Genomic DNA, 22,711 nt, shown 5'->3' with positions numbered 1-22,711 from the left:
AAGTTATGAGAAAGAATATTGTTGCAGGAAACTGGAAAATGAACACTACTCTTGCTGAAGGTCTTGCTTTGGCTAAAGGTTTGGACGAGGCTTTGAAGGGTAAGACTCCGAATTGCGATGTGATCATCGGTACTCCGTTCACTCACTTGGCAAGCGTTGCTGCCGCTATCGATACAAACAAGATCGGTGTTGCCGCTGAGAACTGCGCTGACAAGGAAAAAGGTGCTTATACAGGTGAGGTTTCTGCCGCTATGGTAGCTTCTACTGGCGCGAAATATGTGATCTTAGGCCACTCTGAGAGACGTGCTTATTATCATGAGACTCCGGAGATCTTGAAGACGAAGGTTGAGTTGGCTTTGGCTAACGGTTTGACTCCGATCTTCTGCATCGGTGAGGTTTTGGAGGAGAGAGAAGCCGGTAAGCACTTCGAGGTAGTAGACGCTCAGATCGCTGGTTCTTTGTTCGATCTTTCCGCTGAGGATTTCAGCAAGATCGTCTTGGCTTACGAGCCGGTATGGGCTATCGGTACAGGTAAGACTGCTTCCGCTGAGCAAGCTGAGGAGATCCATGCTCACATCCGCGCTACTTTGGCCGCTAAATATGGCAATGAGGTAGCTGATAACTGCACGATCCTTTACGGTGGTAGCTGTAACGCCGGTAACGCTAAGGAATTGTTCGCTAAACCGAACGTAGACGGTGGTTTGATCGGTGGCGCTTCTTTGGCCGTTGACAAATTCATGCCGATTATCGAGGCTTTTTAATTAATTCATAATAAGAAGGTATCTTTCCCCTCAATGAATGGGGAAAGATACTCTTTTTAATATTCTATCTATGAAAAGAATTCCTTGTATCTTATTGCTATTTGCCTTTATGATGGCCGGTACTTCATCTTTATTCGCTCAGACGGCGTTGGAAGGTGAGCGTTCGACCATATTCGATGCGTTGCAGAGATCCGGTTTGGGAAAAGGCGAGGTCGTTATCAATCAATCCGCCGCTATCCGCGAGATGGTGGGTGAGCGTATGCGTGGAGCGAACGTGGAGACGACAGATAGCCTTACCTTCTTGAAGGTACAAGGGTATCGTACGCAGGTATTTTCCGGTAATAACCAACGGGTCTCGAAAGACGAGGCTTTTCGTAAGGAGAAGGAAATCAAGGAGCTTTTTCCAGAGATCCCGACGTATGTCACTTACAACGCCCCGTTCTGGAAGTTGCGTGTGGGAGATTTCCGCTCGCATGAGGAGGCCTATCATATGATGCGCCTGTTGATGGGTGCTTTCCCGAAATACGGGAAGGAAATGTATATCGTACGAGAAGAGATAAAAATTCCCCTAAATTAAAGAGAATGTCAGAAGTAAACGAAGAGACGCTACGTGCCCGGGAAGCTTTGGCCGGCCATTATAAGGAAGTATTGGGTTTGCTGGGTGAGGATGCCGGGCGTGAGGGTCTGCTTAAAACGCCGGAACGTGTGGCGAAAGCCATGCAGTTTTTAACCAAGGGATATCATGAGGACCCGGAGGCGGTGCTCCGTTCCGCCATGTTTCAGGAAGAGGATTACAAACAGATGGTTATCGTGAGAGATATCGATTTCTTCTCCCTTTGTGAGCATCATATGTTGCCTTTCTTCGGCAAGGCCCACGTGGCTTATATCCCCAAGAAATATATTACGGGCTTAAGCAAGATCCCTAGGGTAGTGGATATCTTCGCCCGCCGTCTCCAGATACAGGAGCGTATGACGATGCAGATCAAGGATTGTATCCAGAGGACCTTGGACCCGTTGGGCGTGATGGTCGTGATCGAGGCGCAGCATATGTGCATGCAGATGCGTGGCGTGGAGAAACAAAATTCCTTGACGACTACCTCTGATTTCACCGGCTTTTTCCAACAAGCCAAGACGCGCGAGGAGTTCATGAACTTGATCAAGCATAATCGCTGATCATCATCTCCCGTCATAGCTTACTCCAGTTTAGCCGTATAACTGATCCGCAGTGATACGGCTTTTATTATATCCCTACATTTCCATTCGTTGGGGCACAGTCGTGAAATATATAGGCGGGATGCAACTTTTACGGAGACCTATTCATCAATTAGATATAAGGACATTAAAAATATCAAGTTATGAAGACCAACAATTACCAATTCCTGTCGCTCTGTCTCTGCATACCTTTGTTTGCGTTGACGGGGTGCGACAATGATTCTTTCGGAGAACCTTTCGGAACCGATACTGAGCGATATGATATACCTTTGGATACTAAATCGATAGAGGTAAACGCTAGAGGGCAGAAGTTCGCTTTTAATTTTTATAAGGAAATGGCTGGCAAGGAGGAGTCGAATTTTTGTATCTCTCCTTTAAGCGCCTCCTTTTGTTTGGGTATGGTATTGAATGGGGCGAATGGTAATACGTATACAGAGCTACAAGAAGCCTTAGGTTATGAGGGCTTAACCAACGAGGAGATAAACGCTTATGCCCAAATGATGCAGACGGAGCTTCCCAAGTTGGATGGTCGTACTGTTTTCATGAATGCGAATAGTATGTGGATCAAGGATGATTTCCAAATGCTGGAACCATTTGTAAAGACCAATCAGACATATTATAATGCCGAGGTTTATAACGAGCCGTTCAATATGGAGACGGTGGACAAGATCAACCATTGGTGCGCCAATAAAACGAATGATTTGATCCCTAAGATGCTGGAGACAATCAGTCCCAATACATTGGCATGCCTGATCAACGCCATTTATTTCAAGGGAGTGTGGAAAATGGAGTTCGATAAGGGAGATACAAAGGACAAGCCGTTCCATCTAAAGGACGGATCAGAGATCAAAGTTCCTACCATGAAACAACAAGCGACAAATTATTATTATGGTGATGAGCAGGTATCTGTCGTGGAACTACCTTATGGAAACGGAGCGTTTAGTCTGGTTCTTTTTATGCCGTCCGATAAGAAGAAAACCTCGCTAGATGAGTTGATTGCAGACTTGGATGCGGATCGTTGGAACCAGTGGATGAGTAACCTGAGCTCTTATTCGTTCGACCTCTATTTGCCTCGCTTTACGATGGAATCAAGTATGGATTTAACAGATGTGATGAGGACATTGGGAGTCAAGGATGCCTTTAAGTCGGAGGCAGACTTCACGAATATATCAACCGAACAGCCTTTATTTATAGGCTTGATAAAATAAAATACCTTTATTAAGGTCGATGAGTCCGGCACGGAAGCCGCCGCTGTTACGATAGTAGATATGGATACAAGTGCGCTTCCTCCCGCTACCACTTTAAAGGAACTTCGTTTTGATCATCCCTTCGGCTATGTCTTAAAGGAGAATAGTACGGGTGCCATTTTATTCGCAGGCCGAGTGGATCATCCCAAGTCTTAAAATAAATCAGTGTGTGTACCGGTATCGGTCATGATCAAGACCAGTTCGGTATCGTTTTGTTGCCATATTAAGAGCCAGTCGCTTTTAATATGGCATTCCCATAAGCCCTCAAATTTACCGCTTAGTTTATGGGGGTGATATTGCATTGGGAGGGAACCGGTTTCTTGAAGAATGCCGATAACTCCCATAGGAGTTCTGGATTGCAATTCCTTTTCAAGCATTTCTTGAAACTCTTATCAAATTGCTTGGTAGTCTGTACGTCGTACATGGTTTATTGATTTAGCAAATACTTTTTTAGATCTTCCATATCTTTGGCCTTATAAACCCTTCCTGCCTTGATATCCTCCAGCCCCTTCTCTATACCGGACTTCTTCCTGCCGATATTCCAACCGAATTTCTTGGCTAGTTCTTTGAGCAAGGCCATGTCTACCTCCGGTAAGGTAATTTCTACTTTCTTGACTGTCACTTCCATATCTTGGGTTGTTTATAGATTGTATGTGACAAAAATACGTTTTTTTATTGAATTGATAATCATCTTTGAGAGATTTCGAGAAAGACGATCGAAGGATATGACAATCTGTTAGGATTGACAATTTGTAATCGGAAGTCCCGGAGAATCGATTTTTCCGGGCTAAGGTACGTCTTGTGCTTGAATTTGAAAAAATAAATCAGCAATCGGTTCATTGATAGAGCAATGCTGAAAAATGGCCTTTTGTTCTAGCGAAAATAATTCATCGTAATTCATATCCGATGGAGCAAAAGGAGGGAAAAACGGTGTTACGATAGGGCTATAAGGAGGTAAGAATGCCCATTCACGACTACTTACAACCCTATTTGCGACTGCTTATAATGCCCAATGGCACTACTGGCGTTGCTTAACGCGACCGTATGTGTAGGCTTTTGTCGCCTAATGTGTATCGAAAACGGTCTTTTTCATTGGAAAAGCACTGTTTATTGTTATCTTCCCTCCTTTATCTTGTGATTCCTGTGGAAATGAGATGTTATGGAAAAGCTCTAATACTACTCAAAAAGACAGAAAAGCCTCTTTGTGGATGACTTTATGGAAATGAGAATTTTGCTTGATCAACAGCTGGAAAAAGCGTTTAGAAGTGAATAACTAATCACTTCTAAAGCCGTTAGTTATTCACTGGGTATACTCGTTAGTTATTCACTCGACAAGCCGCAAGTTATTCACTTCAGAAGGCAAAAGTAGGAGATTTTACCTTTCATCCCCCGGATACTTCCGTTGGTCACAATAATTTGATTGGATATTCCTGCTGATGTAATTTTGATATAAAAACGACATGAGCAGGAATCTTTTTATAATAGTTCTATTGATAATTAACCCTTTTTGTGGTTGGGGACAGGTCGATACGATAGCGGACCAGAAGTTACAGGAGGTGGTGATAATGGCTAAGCTCCCTACGGTAGAGATGAAACCGGGGAAGATGACTTATAGGCTGGATGCCTCTATCACCCAAAGCCAAGGGAATGTCTACGACGTGTTGACCAGTTTGCCGGGAGTCGTGATACAAAATGATGGCACTATTTTCTTGAATGGTCAAAACGGTGCGAATATCTTGATGGATGGTAAGCCTACCTATTTATCGGGGCAAGATCTTGTCAACCTCTTAAAATCGACTCCTGCCTCCATTACGGATAAAATCGATTTGATTACGCAGCCATCGGCACGTTACGACGCTAGTGGAAACTCCGGTATTATCGATATACGTACGAAGAAGATATTGCGAAGGGGAATGAACCTTTCGGTAAACGGTAGTTATGACCAAGGTAAATATGGAGAGGGTTTCGCTTCTACTACCCTGAATCTGCGAACGAATAAGTTCAACTTCTATCTCTCTTATTCCTATTCCCGGAAGAATGATTACGATGATCTGTATGTGGAGAGAAACTATCTGGAAGGTTGGCGGCCGGAAGGGGAGACCGGGCAGATGACGCAATCTTCCTATCGAACTTGGAAGAATACATCAAACTATTATCGTTTCGGGATCGATTATCAAATGTCGGATAAGACTACGATCGGGTTTTCGACGGATGGTAATCTGGCGGGTAACAAGGTTGAGGGAGATATGAACTCATCCATTCCTAAGCGATCTCCGCAAACCGGAGGTTCGCTTCGCACCTTGAACGATCAGAATCGTTCGCAGGATAATTTTACGGCTGTTTTAAGTTTAACACATACCTTTAACTCTGATGGTGGGGTCTTGGATGCCTCTATGGATTACTTGCGTTATCGATACGAGGAAGACCAATATTTGAATAGCCAAGATACCTTGTTTGGGGATATGGATGGAGGAATCCATTTATACTCCGGACAAGCGAATCTGGTGTGGCCTTTCTCGAAATCCTTCACGTTCCATGCGGGCGCTAAGACCTCTTTCGTCTCTATTGATAATAACGCTGATTATAATCGGCTACAAGGTGATTCTTGGCAACCGGACCATGACTTGAGTTGTGATTTTCAGTATGACGAGAATATAAACGCGGGCTATGTACAGCTTGACGCCAAATTCTCTTCTATAAGTCTGGAGGCAGGTCTTCGTCTGGAAAATACCCGCATAGAGGGCGAACAATCGGGTAACGCTTATCAAAGAGACTCCTCGTTTACCAATCATTATACGCACTTGTTCCCAACGCTTTCTGTTCAGTATGCCTTGAGGAATGGGAATAGTCTGTCGCTTACTTATGGCAAACGGATTGTCCGTCCGAATTACCGGGACCTGAATCCGTTTGTATATATCCACGATGAGTATACGTATGATAAAGGTAACACCTTATTACGCCCGGAATTATCCGATAATCTGGAACTGGCCTATATACATGGCGATTTATTCCGGGTGGGGCTTGCTTTCAATTATACGAAGGATGTAATTATCAAGAGCTATTTGGATCAAGGGAACTATGTCGTTTATGTCTCACCGGAAAATCTCTCTTCCCGCGTCAGCGTAGGTCCCTGGCTCAGTACCTCCCAATTACCGCTAACCTCATTTTGGAACGTGAACGTCAGCGCATCCTTGATCTATAACCGGTATCGTTTACCGGAGAATTATCAAGTAAAGGTGAATAAGAGATGGACACCGAATATCGGGATCTCGAATCAGTTTAGCTTTGCCCGGACTTGGAGCGCTGAACTTATCGGTTTCTATAATGGGAAAATGGCGGCGGGACAAGCTGCGATCTATCCGTTATGGCAAATAAATGCCGGTATCCAGAAGAAGATATGGAAAGGTCGGGGAACGATCCAGTTATTCGCACGGGATATTTTCCATTCGAATGTATCGAGAATGAGCGTGATGACTCCTACCCAGCACGCTTTTATAAAAGAGCGGATGAACCGGACGGTAGTCGGTATTTCTTTGACCTATCGTATAAATCGTGGTTTGGAGGTGAAAGAATCTCGCCGGAAGCATAGCGTAGATGAAAGTAAAAGAATAAATTTGTGAAACCTCTAGACAAATGGTTTATGAAAAAGATATATAAGTGGATATATGCCTTGATTTTTGCGGTCTCTTTGTATTCTTGTATCCGCTGGGTAACGGATTATACGAAAGAAGGACACTACTGGACACAGTCCTTGGGGAATAGTATCCTAGAGATCGTGATTCTAATCTTTGTCTCTTATTTGTTTTTTATTTACTTTGGAAGCCAGATCGAGAAGAGCCGAAGAGCGAAAGAACCGAATAGGTGGAAATTTGTTTGGAGATCGTATGGAATGCCTTTCTTATTTATTATATTGGGTGTGAATGCTACGTTGGCAATAACCCGTATATTTATCGGTGATACTTTCCATATGGACGATATAATAATCGCGAACGTGATAGGGAGCTTGTTTGCGTTTATGGTCTATAATGTTCAGCGAGCTCAAGTATTGGATAAAGATTACGCTGAGCAGCGTATCCAACTGGAAAAGATCAAGAATGATCAATTACAGACGGAATTGAAGTTCTTGAAATCCCAATATCATCCTCACTTCTTGTTTAATGCGCTCAATACCGTTTATTTCCAGATTGATGAAAGTAACAAGGCGCCTCGTCGCACGTTAGAGATGATATCCGAACTCTTGCGTTACCAACTGTATGGCGGTAATCAGAAGGTCAGTATCCTACAAGAAATTGATTATTTGAAAACTTATATAGCTTTGCGTAAGCTTCGTATGAGTGAACGCCTGCGGTTGCGTGTAGAGTTTCCGCCCGAATTGAATGAACTGAATATTTATCCGTTACTCTTCCTCCCGTTGGTAGAGAACGCTTTTAAATACGTAGGTGGCGATTATCAATTGGATATTATCATGAAATGGGAAAATAACCGGATCAGTTTGTTTATACGAAACTCCATCCCCGAGCTTTCAGCGGAGGACGAAGCGTTGCGTAAATCGGTGGATGAACGGCAACGTAAAGGCATCGGTCTGGTAAATTTACGCCGCCGATTATCTTTATTGTATCCCAATAAGCACCGTTTGGAAACCCGGAAAGAAGAGACTGAGTTCGTAGCGGAATTAATGATTGAAATAGAAGATATATGACAATAACCTGCGTGATAACAGATGATGAGCCGATGGCCCGTAAAGGATTGCAATCGTATGTGGAGCGAGTGGATTTTCTCTCCTTGACCGGTGTATGTGAGGACGCTATCCAATTAAATACTCTGTTGAAAACTCAGCAGCCGGATTTACTTTTGTTAGATATCGAGATGCCTTATCTTTCCGGTTTGGATTTATTGGCGACCTTAAACCAGCCTCCCAAAGTGATCGTTACTTCCGCTTATGAGCAATATGCCTTGAAAGGGTATGAACTGGATGTCGTGGATTATTTGCTGAAGCCTATTTCCTTTGAGCGTTTCTTAAAAGGCGTGAATAAGGTGCACGACCTGTTGGCTCGGGAGAATACGCCGGATGCGGATGCCTCGTTCTTCGTGAAAAGCGAGAAGCAAATGCGTAAGATCTACCTAAGAGATATCTTATTTGTAGAGGCGTTGGAAAATTATGTTAGTATCTATACTACTTCCGGTAGAGTATTGACCCATTCAACCTTGAAGCGGATCGGGGAATCCCTACCCGATGATCAATTTCTCCAAACGCATAAATCGTATATAATTAATGCGGATCGTGTCGATCTGGTAGAAGGGAATAGATTACGTATCGAATCCTATCAAATCCCGATCGCCCGTAATCTCAGAGATGTTGTATTTAAGCGTATCCTTAAGAATACGTTGTAATTATATGACTGTAGCTAGGTCATAGAGACGCGGCACATGCCGCATCTCTACAACTGGGTATTTTGTTATTTGAATAACATTGGGGCGAATTTTGTGAGGTAGATGCGCCAGTTTTTCCAGATATGGCCGCCGTCGCTCTCGTAGTATTCGTATTTGTAGCCGTTATCGTCTAGTTTCTTACGATAGTCTACGTTGTTCTTGTATAAGAAGTCGGTTTTACCGATGGCGATCCAGTATAATTTCGGGTGCTTGCCGAATTGTACTTTCAGCTTCTCATCCATATTCTGGTAGATGGGAGATTCGGAGCCTTCACGGGGGAGGATAGCGGCAGAGAATAATCCCACGTAATCGAACATATCCGGATATTGCTTAGATATATGCAAAGAATGGAAACCACCCATGGAAAGTCCGGCTATCGCACGGTTGGATTTCTTTTTTTCCACACGGTAATTGCTCTCGATAAACTTAATGACATCCGGGAAGCTGCTTTCCATGCTACCCTCCATGGTTTTAGGTAGTTGCATATTCGGCTTAACTAAACCTAGGCTGGATTCTCCCGGAGCGGCCTCTTGATCCGCGTTTCCGTTTGTCATAACCACGATCATCGGTTTTGCCTTACCTTGGGCGATCAAATTGTCTAAGATTTGGGCCGTACGTCCTAAGGCGATCCAAGCTTCCTCGTCGCCACCCATGCCATGTAAGAGGTAGAATACCGGATATTTTTTGCCACTTGTCTCATAGCCAGCCGGCGTATAAACGGTAATACGGCGAGTCTTTCCCAATGTCGGGCTCTCATACCAACGGCGGGCGACCGTTCCGTGAGGAACATCATTAACGCTGTATAAATCACCCTGTCCACCCTTAATGATAAAGATATTCGTAACGGATGCCACGTCACGGTTCAGATAGACATTATTAGGATCTGTAGTCTTTAATCCATCGACAATAAAGGAATAGCTATATAATTCGGAGGGAAGAGGTTCCGGTGTGGTATATTCCCAAACGCCTTCTTTACCTTCCTTTAAATCAACGGTACCGGGTACATCCACTAAACCGAACTGAGTCTCCATCTTCTGTGTGGGAAGGAAATCTCCTGTTACCTGCACCTTGATCGCTTTGGGTGCCATGAACCGGAAGGTTACGGTGTTATCCGGATGAATCTCCGGAGAGATGATGTTCTGACTACCCCAAAGGGCTTGTTGGGCGAACGTGATCACGCTGATCAGCATGAATACGGCCAAGATTGATAATCTTTTCATAATGATAAATTTATTAATGGTATTACTGAGGTCTAAAGATTTTTACAAATGTAATGAATAATCTGTTACATGAGCAATAAATAGGCTCGATAATGTGTGTCTTTCGTGACGGGGCATAATGAGAGGTAGCCTTCTTGAATCCTTCCATTCGCAAGGCGAAGTGGATAAGTCTCAGACATGAGGCGGTGTTTCTCGAGAGCTTCTCCGGCTTCCTTCTCGTAAGAAACCCGGTAATCGCCAACAGCCCTAGGCACTACATAATGCTGGAATAGACGTAAAGCGACCATTCCCATCGTGTACCGCATATTGATCTCAATGCAGGGATGAATAGCGAAAGATCCGTCCTTTTGTCTATAGACCAGCATGTCCACACCTATACAGCCCGCATAAGTAGATCCGTACACTTCTTGTAATACAGTGCGTACCGCCTCTTGGATGCGGGAATAGGTTTCTTCGCCCGTGAATCGGGTGATGCGAGAGAGCATGGTGGATTGTTCCTCTAGGATGTTGCCTGTATAGGAGCCTCGCTCCTCGGTATTGAAAACGGATAATCCCTCGTAACGGACAGTACCTTGCCCGTCGGAATAAAATTCCATGGCGAAATCCTGTACTTTGTCTAATCCGCTTTCGATACTGATCATTCCTTGTTTGTTGAATGCGCCCTCTATCCAGTTTTTCGTTTTTGTATCCGGTTTTCGTTTCTCTACCCATAGCAATCCCCGTCCGGAAGAGGAATAGGGTGTTTTTAATACGAAGGGAGCGTTGCATAAGATCATGTATCTCTCCACCTCCCGGATTTTCGTGCAGAAACGAGGCGCTACCGGAATAGGGAGATCGGGTAGGAGGGCCTGTATCTTTTCCAGACATTCCGCCGCCGTTTGCCTACCGGTAAGGCGAAAATAATCCTCTTTCCAAGTCGGGACGGATAGCCGGACTTTTGCCTTGTCCCTCAACTGCTCGAATAAATGAAGACTATGCGGGGAAAGTCCCCACGGGGCTGCGTCCATAGGAGAGAGGTAGGGAGCGTTTTTCATCAGCATCGCTTTTGTTACAGGTATAGGAGCCGGGTGTAGGTCTTTGGGCAAATGGGCGAAAAACGGAGGGGTTGCCTTACTATCTTCCAGATAGACAAAATCATCCTCTTCCGCATACCAAACCGGCAGCAGTGCCAAGTCTTTTTGCATTTTACGGACGTTTGTCGGTGCCGTGTAGTTCTGTGTCCCTAAAAGTACGGCCGTCTCGTGGCCGGGATTGAAATAATGTATCCGTGACATAAAAGCGTAAAAACAACAAAGCCGTCTTTTTAAAGGACGGCTTTGCTCGGGTTTATGAGATTGTTATTCCAGATTCTCATCGATGGCATCGATCTTCTTGACTGTTAAAGCCATATCCTCTTTCAGTTTTTCGATCTTGCGTTCCATTTCTTTCAGTAAACCGCCGCCGCCCTTGGAGGAAATGCTTAGGAAGCCGATGTTGTTCTCGTAAGTCTGAAGCTCGTTCTTCATGCGCTCGTACATACGCATCAACTTATCACGCTCGCTGAACAAACGGCCTTTACCTCTTTCGCCGCTGGTCATCTCGTTTAGGTTGTTGCGGAACGACTGCATCTTGCGATCGTTCTGGTCTACCTTCAAGCGATCGAATTGTTGGTCAACCGCCTCGTGATATTCCTTGTAGATCTTATCTTTCTCCTTGAACGGTACGAAACCGATCGTGTTCCATTCCGCCATATAAGACTTCAAGGTCGTGATAGCCTCATCATGTCCAAGGCTCTCGTCCATGCCCTTAATCTTAGCGATCAACTCTTTCTTAGCGGCCAAGTTGGTCTGCTCTATGCTCTTTTGGGAAACAACGTTCTTATTCTTTTGCTCGAAGAAATAATCACAAGCCGAGATAAAACGTTTCCAGATAGCGTCGGAATGCTTACGGGCTACCGGTCCGATCGTCTTCCATTCTTTCTGCAAAGCGATCATCTTATCCGTCGTATCCTTCCAGTCCGTACTATCCTTCAAAGCCTCGGCTTTCTCGCATAACGCACGTTTAGCGTCGAGGTTTTTCTCCATATCGCTCTTGATCGCCTTGTAGAACTCGCTCTTCTTCTCGAAGTAGACATCGCAAGCGGCACGGAAACGTTCGAATATCTTTACGTTATATTTTTTCGGAGCGAAACCAATCGTCTTCCATTTCTCTTGCAAGCCGATTACCTCCTTATTCTTTTCTTCCCAATCCTTAAACGATTTCAACGCGCTGAAATCAATCGCCTCGATTTGTTCGCAAATCACGGTCTTCGCATCCAGATTCTCCTGCTCTTTCGCTTTTAGTTTCTCGAAGTGCTCTTGGTGACGCTTATTGATCACGGTTGAGGCAGCTTTGAAGCGAGCCCATAAGTTCTCACGTAACTCTTTCGCTACCGGCCCGATCTCACGCCATTGCTGGTGCAGCTTCTGAAGCTGGTGGAAAGCGGAGATAACATCCGGCTCGTTACCTAGTTTTTCTACGGTTTCGCACAAGGCGGTCTTCAATTCCAGATTCTTCTTGAAGTCGTAATCACGGAACTGATTGTTTATCTTGATAATATCATAGAATTTCTCGGTGTAGATCTGATAGTTCTTCCAAAGCTCGTTCACGTGCTCTTGGGGAACGGCCTTCACCTCTTTCCATCTTTGTTGGATGTCCTTGAAAGAGTTGTATAATTTATTGAAATCATCTTGGCTTTCGCAAAGCTCTTTCAACTGGTCGATCAACTGCAATTTCAAAGCGTAGTTAGCGGCCTTTACACGCTCTTCCTCGGCGAGGATAGCGGCTCTTTTCTCTTTATAAGAGGTGAGCAAATCCTTGATCTTGTTCTCGGTTTCGTCAGCGGGGGCTGTAAAATCCTTTTCTTCGCCACCATCAGCGATGAATACTTTCTTAAGCTCTTCCACCTCGTTACGACGGATCTTGTAGTAAGCCTGTTTCAAAGCCTCTACTTCTCCACGGGAAGTCTCTACGGAAGTCTCAACAAGTTCGGTTAACTTAGCGAGAATTTCTTCTTTGGTTAATTTACCTGCGGCAATAGCAGCGTCCGCCTCCGCTGTATCGTTGGCTTCAACGTCTGCGGTAGCATCGATTTCCGGCGTCTCAACCGGTTTTTTAGTTTCTTCCAATTTCCCGGCTTCTTCCGGCAAATTAGTCTCAAGAGTGTCCTTCATATACAATCGCTTTTAAGAAAAGGATAAATACATTCCTATATCAAGTCACAAATTAAACTAAATATTTTTGGATTACAGCATTTCGGGGAAATTATTTATCTAAAAAGTCATTTTGGATACTAATAGATGTTAAGGTTGGCCGATTTCTCTTGATTCCGGTTGTAGAGACGGGGCATGCCCCGTCTCTACACCGTCTACTTATACTATTTAATCTCATTTATCCCAAGAAGGAAATCAATACGCCGGCAGCTACCGCCGAGCCGATCACTCCCGAGATATTACTAGCCATGCAATATTGCAAGACATGGTTCTTCGGATCATATTGCAACGCGATCTCATTCGCCACACGAGAGGCCATGGGTACAGCACTTAAACCCGTGGCTCCGATAAGCGGATTGATTTTCTTCTTGGTGAACAAATTGAAAATCTTAACGAAGAAGATACCTCCGGCAATAGACAAGGCGAATGCCAAGAAACCGCCGATTACGATACCGATTGTTGTCAGGTTCAAGAACGCCTCTGATGTCATGGTAGCTCCGACAGATAATCCAAGGAAGATCGTTGCAGCGTTCATGATGCTGTTGGAAGCGGCATCGAACAGACGGAACGTATTGGTTCCGATCTCTTTTACAAGATTACCGAACATCAACATACCGATCAAAGGAACGGAGCTGGGAACAAACAAGGCGACTACGGTAGTTACCACGATCGGGAAGATAATCTTCAATACACGCAAATTTTTGATCTCCATGTTAGAAGGGTATTTCTTCTCTTGTTCCTTCATGTTGATCCGTAATTCTTTCTTAGAACACAGTAGCTTAACGACCAACGGGATGATAACCGGTACCAAAGCCATGTAAGAATAAGCGGCGATAGCGATCGGGCCTAGCAAATGCGGAGCCAATTTAATGGTCGTGAAGATAGCCGTCGGGCCATCGGCGCCACCGATAATACCTAAAGACGCTGCCTCTTTCGGTGTGAATCCCATCAAGATCGCTACCAAAAGCACCGTGAAGATTCCCAATTGGGCCGCGGCGCCGAAAATGGATAGGCGAAGGTTGCGGAGCATCGGGCCGAAGTCGGTCAACGCACCGACACCCATGAAGATAATCGGCGGCAAGAAGCCCGTCTTGATCAACATATAATAGATGAAGTTCATCAAGCCAAGCTCGTGTGCGATATCATGCAGCGGCATTTCCCAGATGTTTCTCATCACACCGTGTACATTAATCAACCCATTCTCATCCGCTTGAATCACTCCCATATCGCCTCCGGGGAAATTGGCGAGCAATACGCCGAACGCGATAGGCACGAGCAATAGCGGCTCGTATTGTTTCTTGATACCGAGGTAGAGCAATACGAACGCTATGGCATACATGATCAAGAACTGCGGTTCAGCAATGATATTGCTGAACGCAGTCATCTCATATAAGTTTTGAAATATCTCGTTCATTATTGAATCGTCATTAATACATCATCCTCAGATACGGCATCACCGGAAGACAGGCAGATCGCCGTGATCGTTCCCCCGAACTCGGCACGTACGGCATTGTATGTTTTCATGGCCTCCACGTAGCAAAGGACATCACCTTCTTTCACTACGTCGCCTACCTTCACCGGTGTATCGGAAGCGTTCTTTATAAGGAAGAATTTACCTTCCAGCGGAGAAAGCACCTCTTTTCCAGCGCCTGCGGGAGCATTTGTTGTCTCCGGGGCTGTCGGGGCGGGAGCCGCTGTCGGTTTAACTTCCGGAGTCGCGCTGTTGGTATCACCAAAAGCGACGGTCACACGGTAAGCTTGCCCGTTTACATCTACGGTCATGACTTGCGGAGTAGTCGGCATCGTTAATGCAGCGGCAGGTGCCGGAGCCGGTGCGGCTGGAGTGGCGGGTACCGTCGGTTTACCGGCGTTCGCTTTCTCTGCCTTACGTTTTGCCACGTCTGCCTTAAACTCGACCTTGGCCTTTCCGGACCGATATGCCTCGTATTGAGCGGGGTGCATGGCGTATTCGAAAAGCTCTTCCTCGTCCTCGCCGACTTCCCATTGCTTCTCGTTCATCAACTTGCGATACTTATCCAACGCGTCCGGATAATTGTCTTGAGGATTGCCCTCGAAGAACTGGCGGCCTTCGGCCTTCGCCTTCTCGACGATCTCGGGAGCCAACGGGCCCGGAAGACGTCCGGCCTTTCCGAGGATCATATCCCAGATATCGTCGGCGATCATGCTCCAGCGGGCTTTCCCCTTCTCCATCTGCATGACGTTCATCAAAGCTAGGTTCTTCACGTATTGGCTGAATGGAGTTACCAATGGAGGATAACCGACACGTGGCCATACGTAAGCTACCTCGTCGAACAACTTGATCAATAACTGGTCTTGAGACATCAGCGGTTTGTTGTTCTTTATATTGCTCTTGTTGATCGTCTCTAGGTTCTTCTCAAGGTCCGCCATCAAGCTACCCATCATACCGCCCGGAAGTCCCGGTCCGATCAGCAAGGAATTCATCAACCGGTTCTTCGGGCTGATATACAATCCCAAGAAATCATCCATGAATTCTTGAACCAAGGCACGAACTTTCATATAAGCCTCCATATTGATCTCGGGCACCTTATAACCGGCGTCCTTCAACATCGCCTGTACGGTCAGCAAGTCCGCATGTCCTGTACCCCAAGAAAGCGGCTCCATACCTACGTCGATATAGTCGCAACCTGCGTTACAAACCTCCATGATGGAAGCTACGTTAAAGCCGGGACCGGCATGGCTATGATATTGGATCGGGATCTCTGGATATTTTTCCTTGATATTGGCTACGATACGGCCTAATGTGTACGGACGTCCGATACCGGCCATATCCTTGATACAAATCTCATCCGCTCCGAGCTCGATCAACTCGAATGCCATCTTGGTATAATACTCAACCGTATGTACCGGAGAATGCGTGATACACAAGGAGCATTGTGAGATCATACCGGCCTCTTTCGCGTATTTAATAGATGGGGCGATATTCCGTACGTCGTTCAAACCGCAGAACGTGCGGGCGATATCCGTTCCCTGCGCTTTCTTTACCTTATAAAATAGCTGACGTACATCGTCAGGTACCGGGCTCATGCGAAGGCCGTTCAACGCGCGGTCCAACATATGCGTCTGGATACCTGCCGCATGGAAAGGTTTTGTCCATTCACGGACCGCTTTATTAGGATTCTCTCCGAATAATAAGTTGACTTGTTCAAATCCTCCGCCATTCGTTTCCACCCGGGCGAAACAGCCCATCTCGATAATTGCCGGAGCGACTCTGGTTAGTTGGTCTACGGTCGGGACATACTTTCCGGCAGATTGCCACATGTCTCTGAAGACCAAACTGAATTTGATTTCTCTTTTCATGATATTAATATGTATTATTTATACTTTCTCAATTTTGATAACTTTCCCCTGTCCACGGGTCACGGCGCTGATTGCCGATACGATGGCGGCTGTCTCCTGTCCGGAAAGACTGCCGATTGCGGTGGTTTGCGTTGGAGTGGCCGTTTGTACCCGAACGGCTGCCGCTACTGGTTTCTTCGCTATGATCTCTTCCGGTGTGTATTTATTCACCAAGACGATAAGTCCTTTTCCCAGATTGATAACGATCAAAAGGATAGCAAATACGGTGGTCATTCCAACTACCATTAACAAAAGTCCTGTCTCTATATTCTCCATATTCTATATTTGTGGCTAGCTTAAAAGGTTTCTACAAAGGATTGAGCAACTTTCAGCCAAATTAAAAACAATCGCAAAATTATAAAATACTGGAAAACGATCTGTTACATTTTAATTAAAAAAATGAAAATAAATAAGCGAAACGGCCTTTTCGGTGAATGATTGTCAGCTTGAAAAAACATGTACGTGTTTTCCGAAAAACATGTACGACTTTTTCCAAAAACACGTACGTGTTTTTTCCGGCGCTTGTACGGCTGAAAATTCAAATATATTACCGTAACTTTGCGGTGGAATTCTAATAATGTAAGACTATAATAATTAAGGAATAAGACCATGGGAAATTTCTTTACATCTTTATTCTCTTCTTCCAAACCGGCCGAGGCGACGGAGGATAAGGCGAAGAACGAGCAGAAGAACTTTGATATCTTGAAATACGACGGCGTACGTGCCCAGAAGATGGGAAAACTTGTTTATGCGATCAAATGCTTTACGGAGGCACTGAATATACAGGAGGATTTTGAGACGATGAGCTATCTCGTTTCCGCTTATACGATGGCGAACGATCTAGGGAAAGCCGAGGACGTGTTGAACCGGATGGTTGAGATGGAGCCGGATCATATCGCTACCCGCTTGACTCGCGTTAACTTATTGTTTATGTTGGATAAGGATGCGGAGGTCATAACCGATTGTTTGCACGTGATCGAGCTAGAGCCTTCTAATCATGTCGCTTATTTCATGATGGCAAAAGCGAAGAAAGCGACGAATGACGTATTTGGCGCTATCGCCGACCTGACGAGATCGATCTCCTTGAAGGAGGATTTCGCCGATTCTTATTTATTGCGTGCGGAGATTCTTTTAGGACTGGGACAAGCTAAAGAGGCGTTGCCCGATGTGGAGAAAGCGATCGAGATCGTGCCGGAGGAGGAAAGTTCTTATTTATTGAGAGGACGTATTCATATGGCTTTAGGGGATATCGAGGCCGCGAATTCTGATTTCCAGCAGGTCCTAGATCTAAATCCGTTTAATGAGGACGCTTGTATCTTATCTGGTCAGTTATTGATCGAGCAAAAGAAATATGACGAGGCGATCGCTTTCTTCGACGAGGCGATCGAGACGAATCCGTCTTTTGCCAAGGCTTATAGTGAGCGTGGGCGAGCCAAGAATCTGAAAGGTGATAAGACCGGTGCGTTCGAGGACTTGAAGAAATCTTTGGAACTGAATCCAGAAAGCGAGGAGGCCCAGAAGATGAACGGACAGCATTCGAATTTCGATAATATGTATAAAGGGGGAATCTTTTGATTCCCCCTTTATATAAATAGGTATTAGCAATTCGCTATTTCTTCCGGAGAAAGCCCGGTGCAGTTTGCGATTATCTCTATGGAAAGCCCTTGCTTTTTCAAGTTGGCGGCAATTTGACGTTTCTCTAGGTTCTGTCCTTCCGCGATACCTTCTGCTCTACCTTCCGCTTTACCCTCCGCGATACCTTCCGCTCGTCCATCCGCATGCCCTTCTATCCATCCGGTCTCGATGACGCTCTTTTGATATCGAAGGGCTTCCATGTGGGCGTAGTATTGGCCCTTCTCGGAAGGGCTGAGTTTATCGATCCGTAACTTCTCCCGTGCTTCTGGCAATCCTTTGGCGGTGGCATGTTCATCTATTTCTCCTGTTTTTAGGAAATAGATCCATTCGTCGAGGGGTGTTTTCGCCAGTTCGTCAAACTCGTTGACACGTAATACGTAATATTCAGGAAAAATATCGCCAGCTTCTTGTTTGACGAATTGTTCCCGTTGGCGGGTGGATAGTTTCAATATATCATCAAAATGAATACCTTTGAATTGGGTCTTCCCGTGATATACGTAATCTTTTCCCTGCCCAAGATCGAAATAGATAATGTTTACGGAGTAGATTTTCTTGATAGTACCGTATTTCTCTCCCTCATGAATATACTCGGTGACTGCCTTGGATGTGCCATATAGCATACGGTGAAAATAATCTAGCTCCCGGTTGTTTTGTACCTCGATGATTACCAGCTCGCCTTTACTGTTTTCTGCCAATACGTCTATGCGGTTGAACTTGTCCTCGCTATCCTCTTTGTTACCTTCGCTTTCTAGGATGCGGATAATAATCACGTTTTCCCCGAGAAGGGTGGATAAAAGACCTTCGAGGACTACAAAATTGGACTTTTGGCGAAGTAAACGTTTGATCGCCCAATCGAAACGTACTAACGATGATTTATTTTTCATAGTTATCTTGTTTATTTGTTTATACTTCCACAAAGATAATGAATTAAACGATTATCTTTGTTCCTATTCATAAAAAAGCAACCATGACTTATAATGTTTCTCTGGCAGCATGGGTATCTCTATCGAAATGATAGGATTCTCTATCGTTTATTTCAACAAGCCTTAAATTGCTAGTTTTACCCCTTAAAGTTGAAAGTTCCGCCTATTCCATTCATTAATGTATCCATTTAATTTTGCCAGTGTAAAAAGCCTAACTTACAAATTTCCGGTATCTAGTACAGATAGGACTAATACCTTTCCTTCCATTCCAAATACTTGTCAGATTGCATATTCTATCCAATTTTATTATTTTGGTAGACATTATTTTCAGATCAGCTCAATTTGCCATTCAATAATGGAGAGGGTTGATCTTTCCTTATTTAGCCTATTTTCCTACGTAACTCACCGCCCTTAGTCCTATCTGAACTCAATCCATCTTAATGTCTTTTATCAAGAATAAGGAGGTTGAACGAATAAATATAAGAATATGGAAATAAAGACGATAATCTCAAGTATCTGCTTGTTACTGCTGGCGGTCTCGTGCTCAATGGATGATGATGCGCTGAGGGATATAGAGAAAGGACATTCGGGGAGTGTTGTGATAGAGGAGGGAGAGGTTGCCCTTTCTATGAAAGTTTCTCTTTTTTCTTTGGAGACAAAATCCTTGTCTGGCGCAGGGACATTGCCTGCTTCCATGGACGAGGCAAAGATTGATAATTGTACATTGATTTTTTTTGAGGGTGGGCAAGTCAATTCGATAATGGAAGGGCTGTTTGTAAATAGCGAGAATTATATCGTTAAAAAGAAAAACGGCACGGAAGATGACTGGGCAAAAGTAATCGTGAAAGTGAAAAAGCCTAGCCCTTACTCCGTAATGGTAATCGCTAATAGCTCTAAATCGTTTGCGGGTTGTCAATCGGAAAGTGATATAAACGATATAATACAGGATAATAAGGATGCTTTAGTTAAAGTAGGGAAAATGAATATCAATTTTGATTCCAACTTTGCCGGTTATGCGACAATTAGGGAAGCATTGGAAAAACCTTTAGAAGTTGGTCCAGTCCCTCTTTCTCAGCTAACCGCTCGTATAGAACTTGCGGAATTTAATGTTTCTGGTTTTCAAGGAGCATCTGTTCAAGAGAAGATTACTGTTACAGGTGTGGATCTGTTGAACTTGAATCCTGAGAGTTATACGACAAATGAGCAAACTCATAAAAATGCGACTTATTTGCAGGAGAATAAGACGTGTAATGTGGAGGTATATGATGGAGTATCGGAGCTTCCGTCAACTTATTCTTTTGTAGAGAATAAAAATGTATTGTCTTTTTACTCGTTCCGGAATCTGGCGGCGGCAGAAAGTGATCAAGTGAAAATACAAGTCCGGTTTAAGGTCGGAAATAGCGAGGAAAGAACGACAAGGCAGTTTGTGATCAATAAGGAGGGGAATATTTTGCATGGTGTAAAATCCGGATATGTTTATCGCTTGGTTGTCAATATGACTATTATTGGAGATAAGGTCGAGACAGAACTACTTTGCTATACAAGAGATTGGTTGAATAATACCATATCCATTCCTATGGAAGATAATTAAAGTGTAAACGGGTAAAATAAAAATACAAGATTATGAAAATAAGGAATATATTATCAGTGCTGTTTGTCGGACTGCTTTTCACGAGCTGTAACTCGGAAGAAGAAGTTCAGCGAGGAAATGAGGACGGGCGGGATATCTCATTCTCTATGACTCTTACTTTGGGAGAAGTGACAGCGATGACGAAAGCTGGAGGGGATATCGCTGAAGGGTATACATATTCGACGGAGGATGAGGTAAAAGTGAATAATGTTGTGGTCGCTATATTTAATGAGGCGAATGGAACTGTGGGTGAGTGCTTGGAGTACAAGTCTGTAGCGTTTGACGGGGGAATTTCCAATTCTACCGTAACGATTGATGGAAAAACATTGATTGCTTATAAAATTGATAATATACAAGCAAAGACAGGTAAGGTTCGTATCGTAGTGATTGCGAATTCAACGCATTATAACGAGTTGGCCGCATTGAAAACGACTACTTATGAGAACTTGAAAGGTTTGTCGGAAACAGTTTCTGGTGGGACTTTTGATGCTTCAAATTTAGTAAAGGTTGGAGAGTTGCCTTCGTATGAGCTGAATACGACTGTGACAAGTATACGTGTTCCGATGACGCAATTAGCGGCACGCATCGATATGAAGTTTACGGTAGATGAAGAGCCGGAGACTATTTCTGGGACAAGTAATACAAAAGTAACCAACCAATGGTTCTATTCCGTAACTAAACTTACGGTCAATAATATTAATCAGAAATCAGATTTGCTTTTGCTTGATCGAAATAACCGATATGATAATGCTCTCTCTACAGGTAAAGTGGTTACCTTGCAAAACGGGGTTGCACTACCTTTCTATACCTATGAGAAGTTGAATACGACAACAAGCCCATTGTCTATATATGTGACGGGTGATTTACAAAAGATACAAGTTACGACAACTTTTAATGAGGATATGACCATTCAAAACGTAACAAAAGGGGATATAATCGAGGAAGAAAAAGACCGTTCATATAAATATGAGGATTTTAATCCGACAAAAGAGCTTGAAGGATGTACGACAAATGGTATCATACATGGTAATAGATATGAGCTTACAGGTAAAATATCCATGAAGACGCAACGAATCAACTTTACGGTATCTACAACACCGTGGGAAGGCGTGGAAAAGTTTGTCGTGGATGTGGTTATTGCAGATTTGAAGTATTTGTTCGTGAGGGAGACTAAAGTGGTGATGGCGAATATCAGTGAGTATAAGATTGAGTTTGCTTCTAGCTCGAATATTACGATTGATCAACCATCTTATGCGACTTATGAAAAGTATGAGTTAAAAGGAAATGTTATTACTAAAGGTACAGGATACTATGATAATAGAGATAAGCAGTATCCGTCTATAATAGGAGATTTAGGAAAGAGTGGATATATCAAAATTACGAGTAAATTACCAGAGAATTATTTCCCAAAGCAATTTGTTTTTGGAGTTCATAATGCAGAGGGTTTGAAAGTATTAGGAATTGCAGTGGATCAGTATCCGCCTCAATATCTGACAGGACAAAAATCAGAAGGTGGTAATCATGATTCAAGTGCAGACTATTCTAAAAATCCTAATTTATTTACAATTACAACTATTGCTGCAGGAGATTGGATTATTGGTGATCCTTCTCATATCGTAAATGGAAAAGTGGAGACAAAGAATGATGAACTTTCTAATAATATGATCTCTCCTCGTTTTATTGCGGCATCAAGGTATGCGGCAGTTTCGGCAGGTACGTATACATGGCAAATGGCACATGATAGATGTCTTACATATTGGGAGACTTTAGATCCGAAGAAGACAGGGAAGAGCGCGACTTATCCTCCCGGCAAATGGAGAATGCCGACATTAGCAGAACTTAAATTTATGGATGTAATACAAGAAGCTTCTCCTGCAATCGATTATTTGTTTAATCAAAGTAGTCAATATTGGGGAGCAAGAAAGCCTTGGTATTATGATTTTGGGAAAAATACATCTAATAGCGCTAGTAATGCAAATACAGTACTTAGCGGTAATGGTGGAGCTCGCTGTGTTTATGATATATACTAATTTAATATAACTCTA

Annotated in this window: 17 protein-coding genes and 3 pseudogenes; 10 read left to right on the top strand and 10 right to left on the bottom strand. The window is 43.9% G+C overall.

What is annotated here, in order from left to right; all coding sequences use genetic code 11:
* The first annotated feature begins 5 nt into the window (after positions 1 to 5).
* From tpiA to DW205_RS03520, 4 genes and pseudogenes are all read left to right on the top strand, one after another.
* Positions 6 to 761, top strand: coding sequence for a triose-phosphate isomerase (gene tpiA / locus DW205_RS03535; protein WP_005866575.1), 756 nt, complete (start codon positions 6 to 8; stop codon positions 759 to 761).
* Positions 762 to 831: 70 nt separating this feature from the next.
* A complete protein-coding gene (locus DW205_RS03530; RefSeq protein WP_005860984.1) occupies positions 832 to 1,338 on the top strand; it encodes a hypothetical protein in 507 nt (168 codons plus the stop codon).
* Between the two features lie 5 nt (positions 1,339 to 1,343).
* Complete coding sequence (folE, locus tag DW205_RS03525) at positions 1,344 to 1,934, top strand: GTP cyclohydrolase I FolE (protein WP_005866578.1); 591 nt, start codon at positions 1,344 to 1,346, stop codon at positions 1,932 to 1,934.
* Positions 1,935 to 2,116: 182 nt separating this feature from the next.
* Positions 2,117 to 3,376: pseudogene (locus DW205_RS03520) on the top strand (serpin family protein).
* On the opposite strand, the pseudogene DW205_RS03510 reads toward DW205_RS03520, so the two are convergent.
* From DW205_RS03510 to DW205_RS22795, 3 genes and pseudogenes are all read right to left on the bottom strand, one after another.
* Positions 3,373 to 3,644 (bottom strand): annotated as a pseudogene (locus DW205_RS03510) (type II toxin-antitoxin system YafQ family toxin). The pseudogenes DW205_RS03520 and DW205_RS03510 overlap by 4 nt on opposite strands.
* A gap of 3 nt (positions 3,645 to 3,647) precedes the next feature.
* Complete coding sequence (locus DW205_RS03505; protein ID WP_005866583.1) at positions 3,648 to 3,848, bottom strand: hypothetical protein; 201 nt, start codon at positions 3,846 to 3,848, stop codon at positions 3,648 to 3,650.
* A 59-nt stretch (positions 3,849 to 3,907) separates the two neighbouring features.
* Positions 3,908 to 4,078 (bottom strand): annotated as a pseudogene (locus tag DW205_RS22795) (hypothetical protein); the annotation flags it as partial.
* 602 nt (positions 4,079 to 4,680) lie between these two features.
* Here DW205_RS22795 and DW205_RS03500 point away from each other — a divergent pair.
* From DW205_RS03500 to DW205_RS03490, 3 genes are read left to right on the top strand one after another with little or no spacing between them, the layout of a single operon-like run.
* The gene (locus tag DW205_RS03500) at positions 4,681 to 6,840 is read left to right on the top strand and encodes an outer membrane beta-barrel protein (protein WP_005866585.1); all 2,160 of its coding nucleotides are present in this window, start codon (positions 4,681 to 4,683) and stop codon (positions 6,838 to 6,840) included.
* A gap of 20 nt (positions 6,841 to 6,860) precedes the next feature.
* Positions 6,861 to 7,919 (top strand): sensor histidine kinase, encoded by a 1,059-nt coding sequence (locus DW205_RS03495; RefSeq protein ID WP_005866587.1) that lies wholly within the window; start codon positions 6,861 to 6,863, stop codon positions 7,917 to 7,919.
* A complete protein-coding gene (locus DW205_RS03490; protein ID WP_005866589.1) occupies positions 7,916 to 8,611 on the top strand; it encodes a LytTR family DNA-binding domain-containing protein in 696 nt (231 codons plus the stop codon). Before DW205_RS03495 ends, DW205_RS03490 begins: the two co-directional genes overlap by 4 nt.
* A 65-nt stretch (positions 8,612 to 8,676) precedes the next feature.
* Here DW205_RS03490 and DW205_RS03485 read toward each other — a convergent pair whose 3' ends face one another.
* The 6 genes from DW205_RS03485 to DW205_RS03460 all read right to left on the bottom strand — a co-directional run bounded on the left by DW205_RS03485 (position 8,677) and on the right by DW205_RS03460 (position 16,754).
* A complete protein-coding gene (locus DW205_RS03485) occupies positions 8,677 to 9,870 on the bottom strand; it encodes an esterase (RefSeq protein WP_005866590.1) in 1,194 nt (397 codons plus the stop codon).
* A gap of 65 nt (positions 9,871 to 9,935) precedes the next feature.
* On the bottom strand, positions 9,936 to 11,144 hold the full coding sequence (locus tag DW205_RS03480; RefSeq protein ID WP_005866592.1) for a hypothetical protein: 1,209 nt from the start codon (positions 11,142 to 11,144) through the stop codon (positions 9,936 to 9,938).
* A gap of 63 nt (positions 11,145 to 11,207) precedes the next feature.
* Positions 11,208 to 13,061, bottom strand: a complete 1,854-nt coding sequence (locus tag DW205_RS03475) for a DUF349 domain-containing protein (RefSeq protein WP_005866594.1) — start codon at positions 13,059 to 13,061, stop codon at positions 11,208 to 11,210.
* Between the two features lie 217 nt (positions 13,062 to 13,278).
* Positions 13,279 to 14,514 carry a sodium ion-translocating decarboxylase subunit beta gene (locus DW205_RS03470; RefSeq protein WP_005866596.1) on the bottom strand — a complete coding sequence of 412 codons (1,236 nt, stop codon included), beginning with the start codon at positions 14,512 to 14,514 and terminating at the stop codon, positions 13,279 to 13,281.
* Positions 14,514 to 16,439 carry a biotin/lipoyl-containing protein gene (locus tag DW205_RS03465; RefSeq protein WP_005861011.1) on the bottom strand — a complete coding sequence of 642 codons (1,926 nt, stop codon included), beginning with the start codon at positions 16,437 to 16,439 and terminating at the stop codon, positions 14,514 to 14,516. Before DW205_RS03465 ends, DW205_RS03470 begins: the two co-directional genes overlap by 1 nt.
* A gap of 18 nt (positions 16,440 to 16,457) precedes the next feature.
* On the bottom strand, positions 16,458 to 16,754 hold the full coding sequence (locus DW205_RS03460) for an OadG family protein (RefSeq protein WP_008778485.1): 297 nt from the start codon (positions 16,752 to 16,754) through the stop codon (positions 16,458 to 16,460).
* Positions 16,755 to 17,087: 333 nt separating this feature from the next.
* Here DW205_RS03460 and DW205_RS03455 point away from each other — a divergent pair, with 333 nt between their 5' ends.
* Positions 17,088 to 18,053: a tetratricopeptide repeat protein gene (locus tag DW205_RS03455; protein ID WP_005866600.1), complete on the top strand. Its 966-nt coding sequence runs from the start codon at positions 17,088 to 17,090 to the stop codon at positions 18,051 to 18,053.
* Positions 18,054 to 18,076: 23 nt separating this feature from the next.
* Here DW205_RS03455 and DW205_RS03450 read toward each other — a convergent pair whose 3' ends face one another.
* A complete protein-coding gene (locus DW205_RS03450; RefSeq protein ID WP_005866601.1) occupies positions 18,077 to 18,997 on the bottom strand; it encodes an Rpn family recombination-promoting nuclease/putative transposase in 921 nt (306 codons plus the stop codon).
* Between the two features lie 526 nt (positions 18,998 to 19,523).
* Between DW205_RS03450 and DW205_RS03445 the strand changes: the two genes are divergently transcribed.
* Complete coding sequence (locus DW205_RS03445; RefSeq protein WP_005866603.1) at positions 19,524 to 20,627, top strand: hypothetical protein; 1,104 nt, start codon at positions 19,524 to 19,526, stop codon at positions 20,625 to 20,627.
* Between the two features lie 32 nt (positions 20,628 to 20,659).
* The gene (locus tag DW205_RS03440) at positions 20,660 to 22,696 is read left to right on the top strand and encodes a fimbrial protein (protein WP_005866605.1); all 2,037 of its coding nucleotides are present in this window, start codon (positions 20,660 to 20,662) and stop codon (positions 22,694 to 22,696) included.
* Positions 22,697 to 22,711: the final 15 nt, after the last annotated feature.

Source organism: Parabacteroides sp. AM17-47 (assembly GCF_003434625.1).
Classification (GTDB): Bacteria; Bacteroidota; Bacteroidia; order Bacteroidales; family Tannerellaceae; genus Parabacteroides; species Parabacteroides distasonis.
Note: the sequence above shows the minus strand (reverse complement) of the source record. Positions and strands in the feature narration are given on the sequence as shown.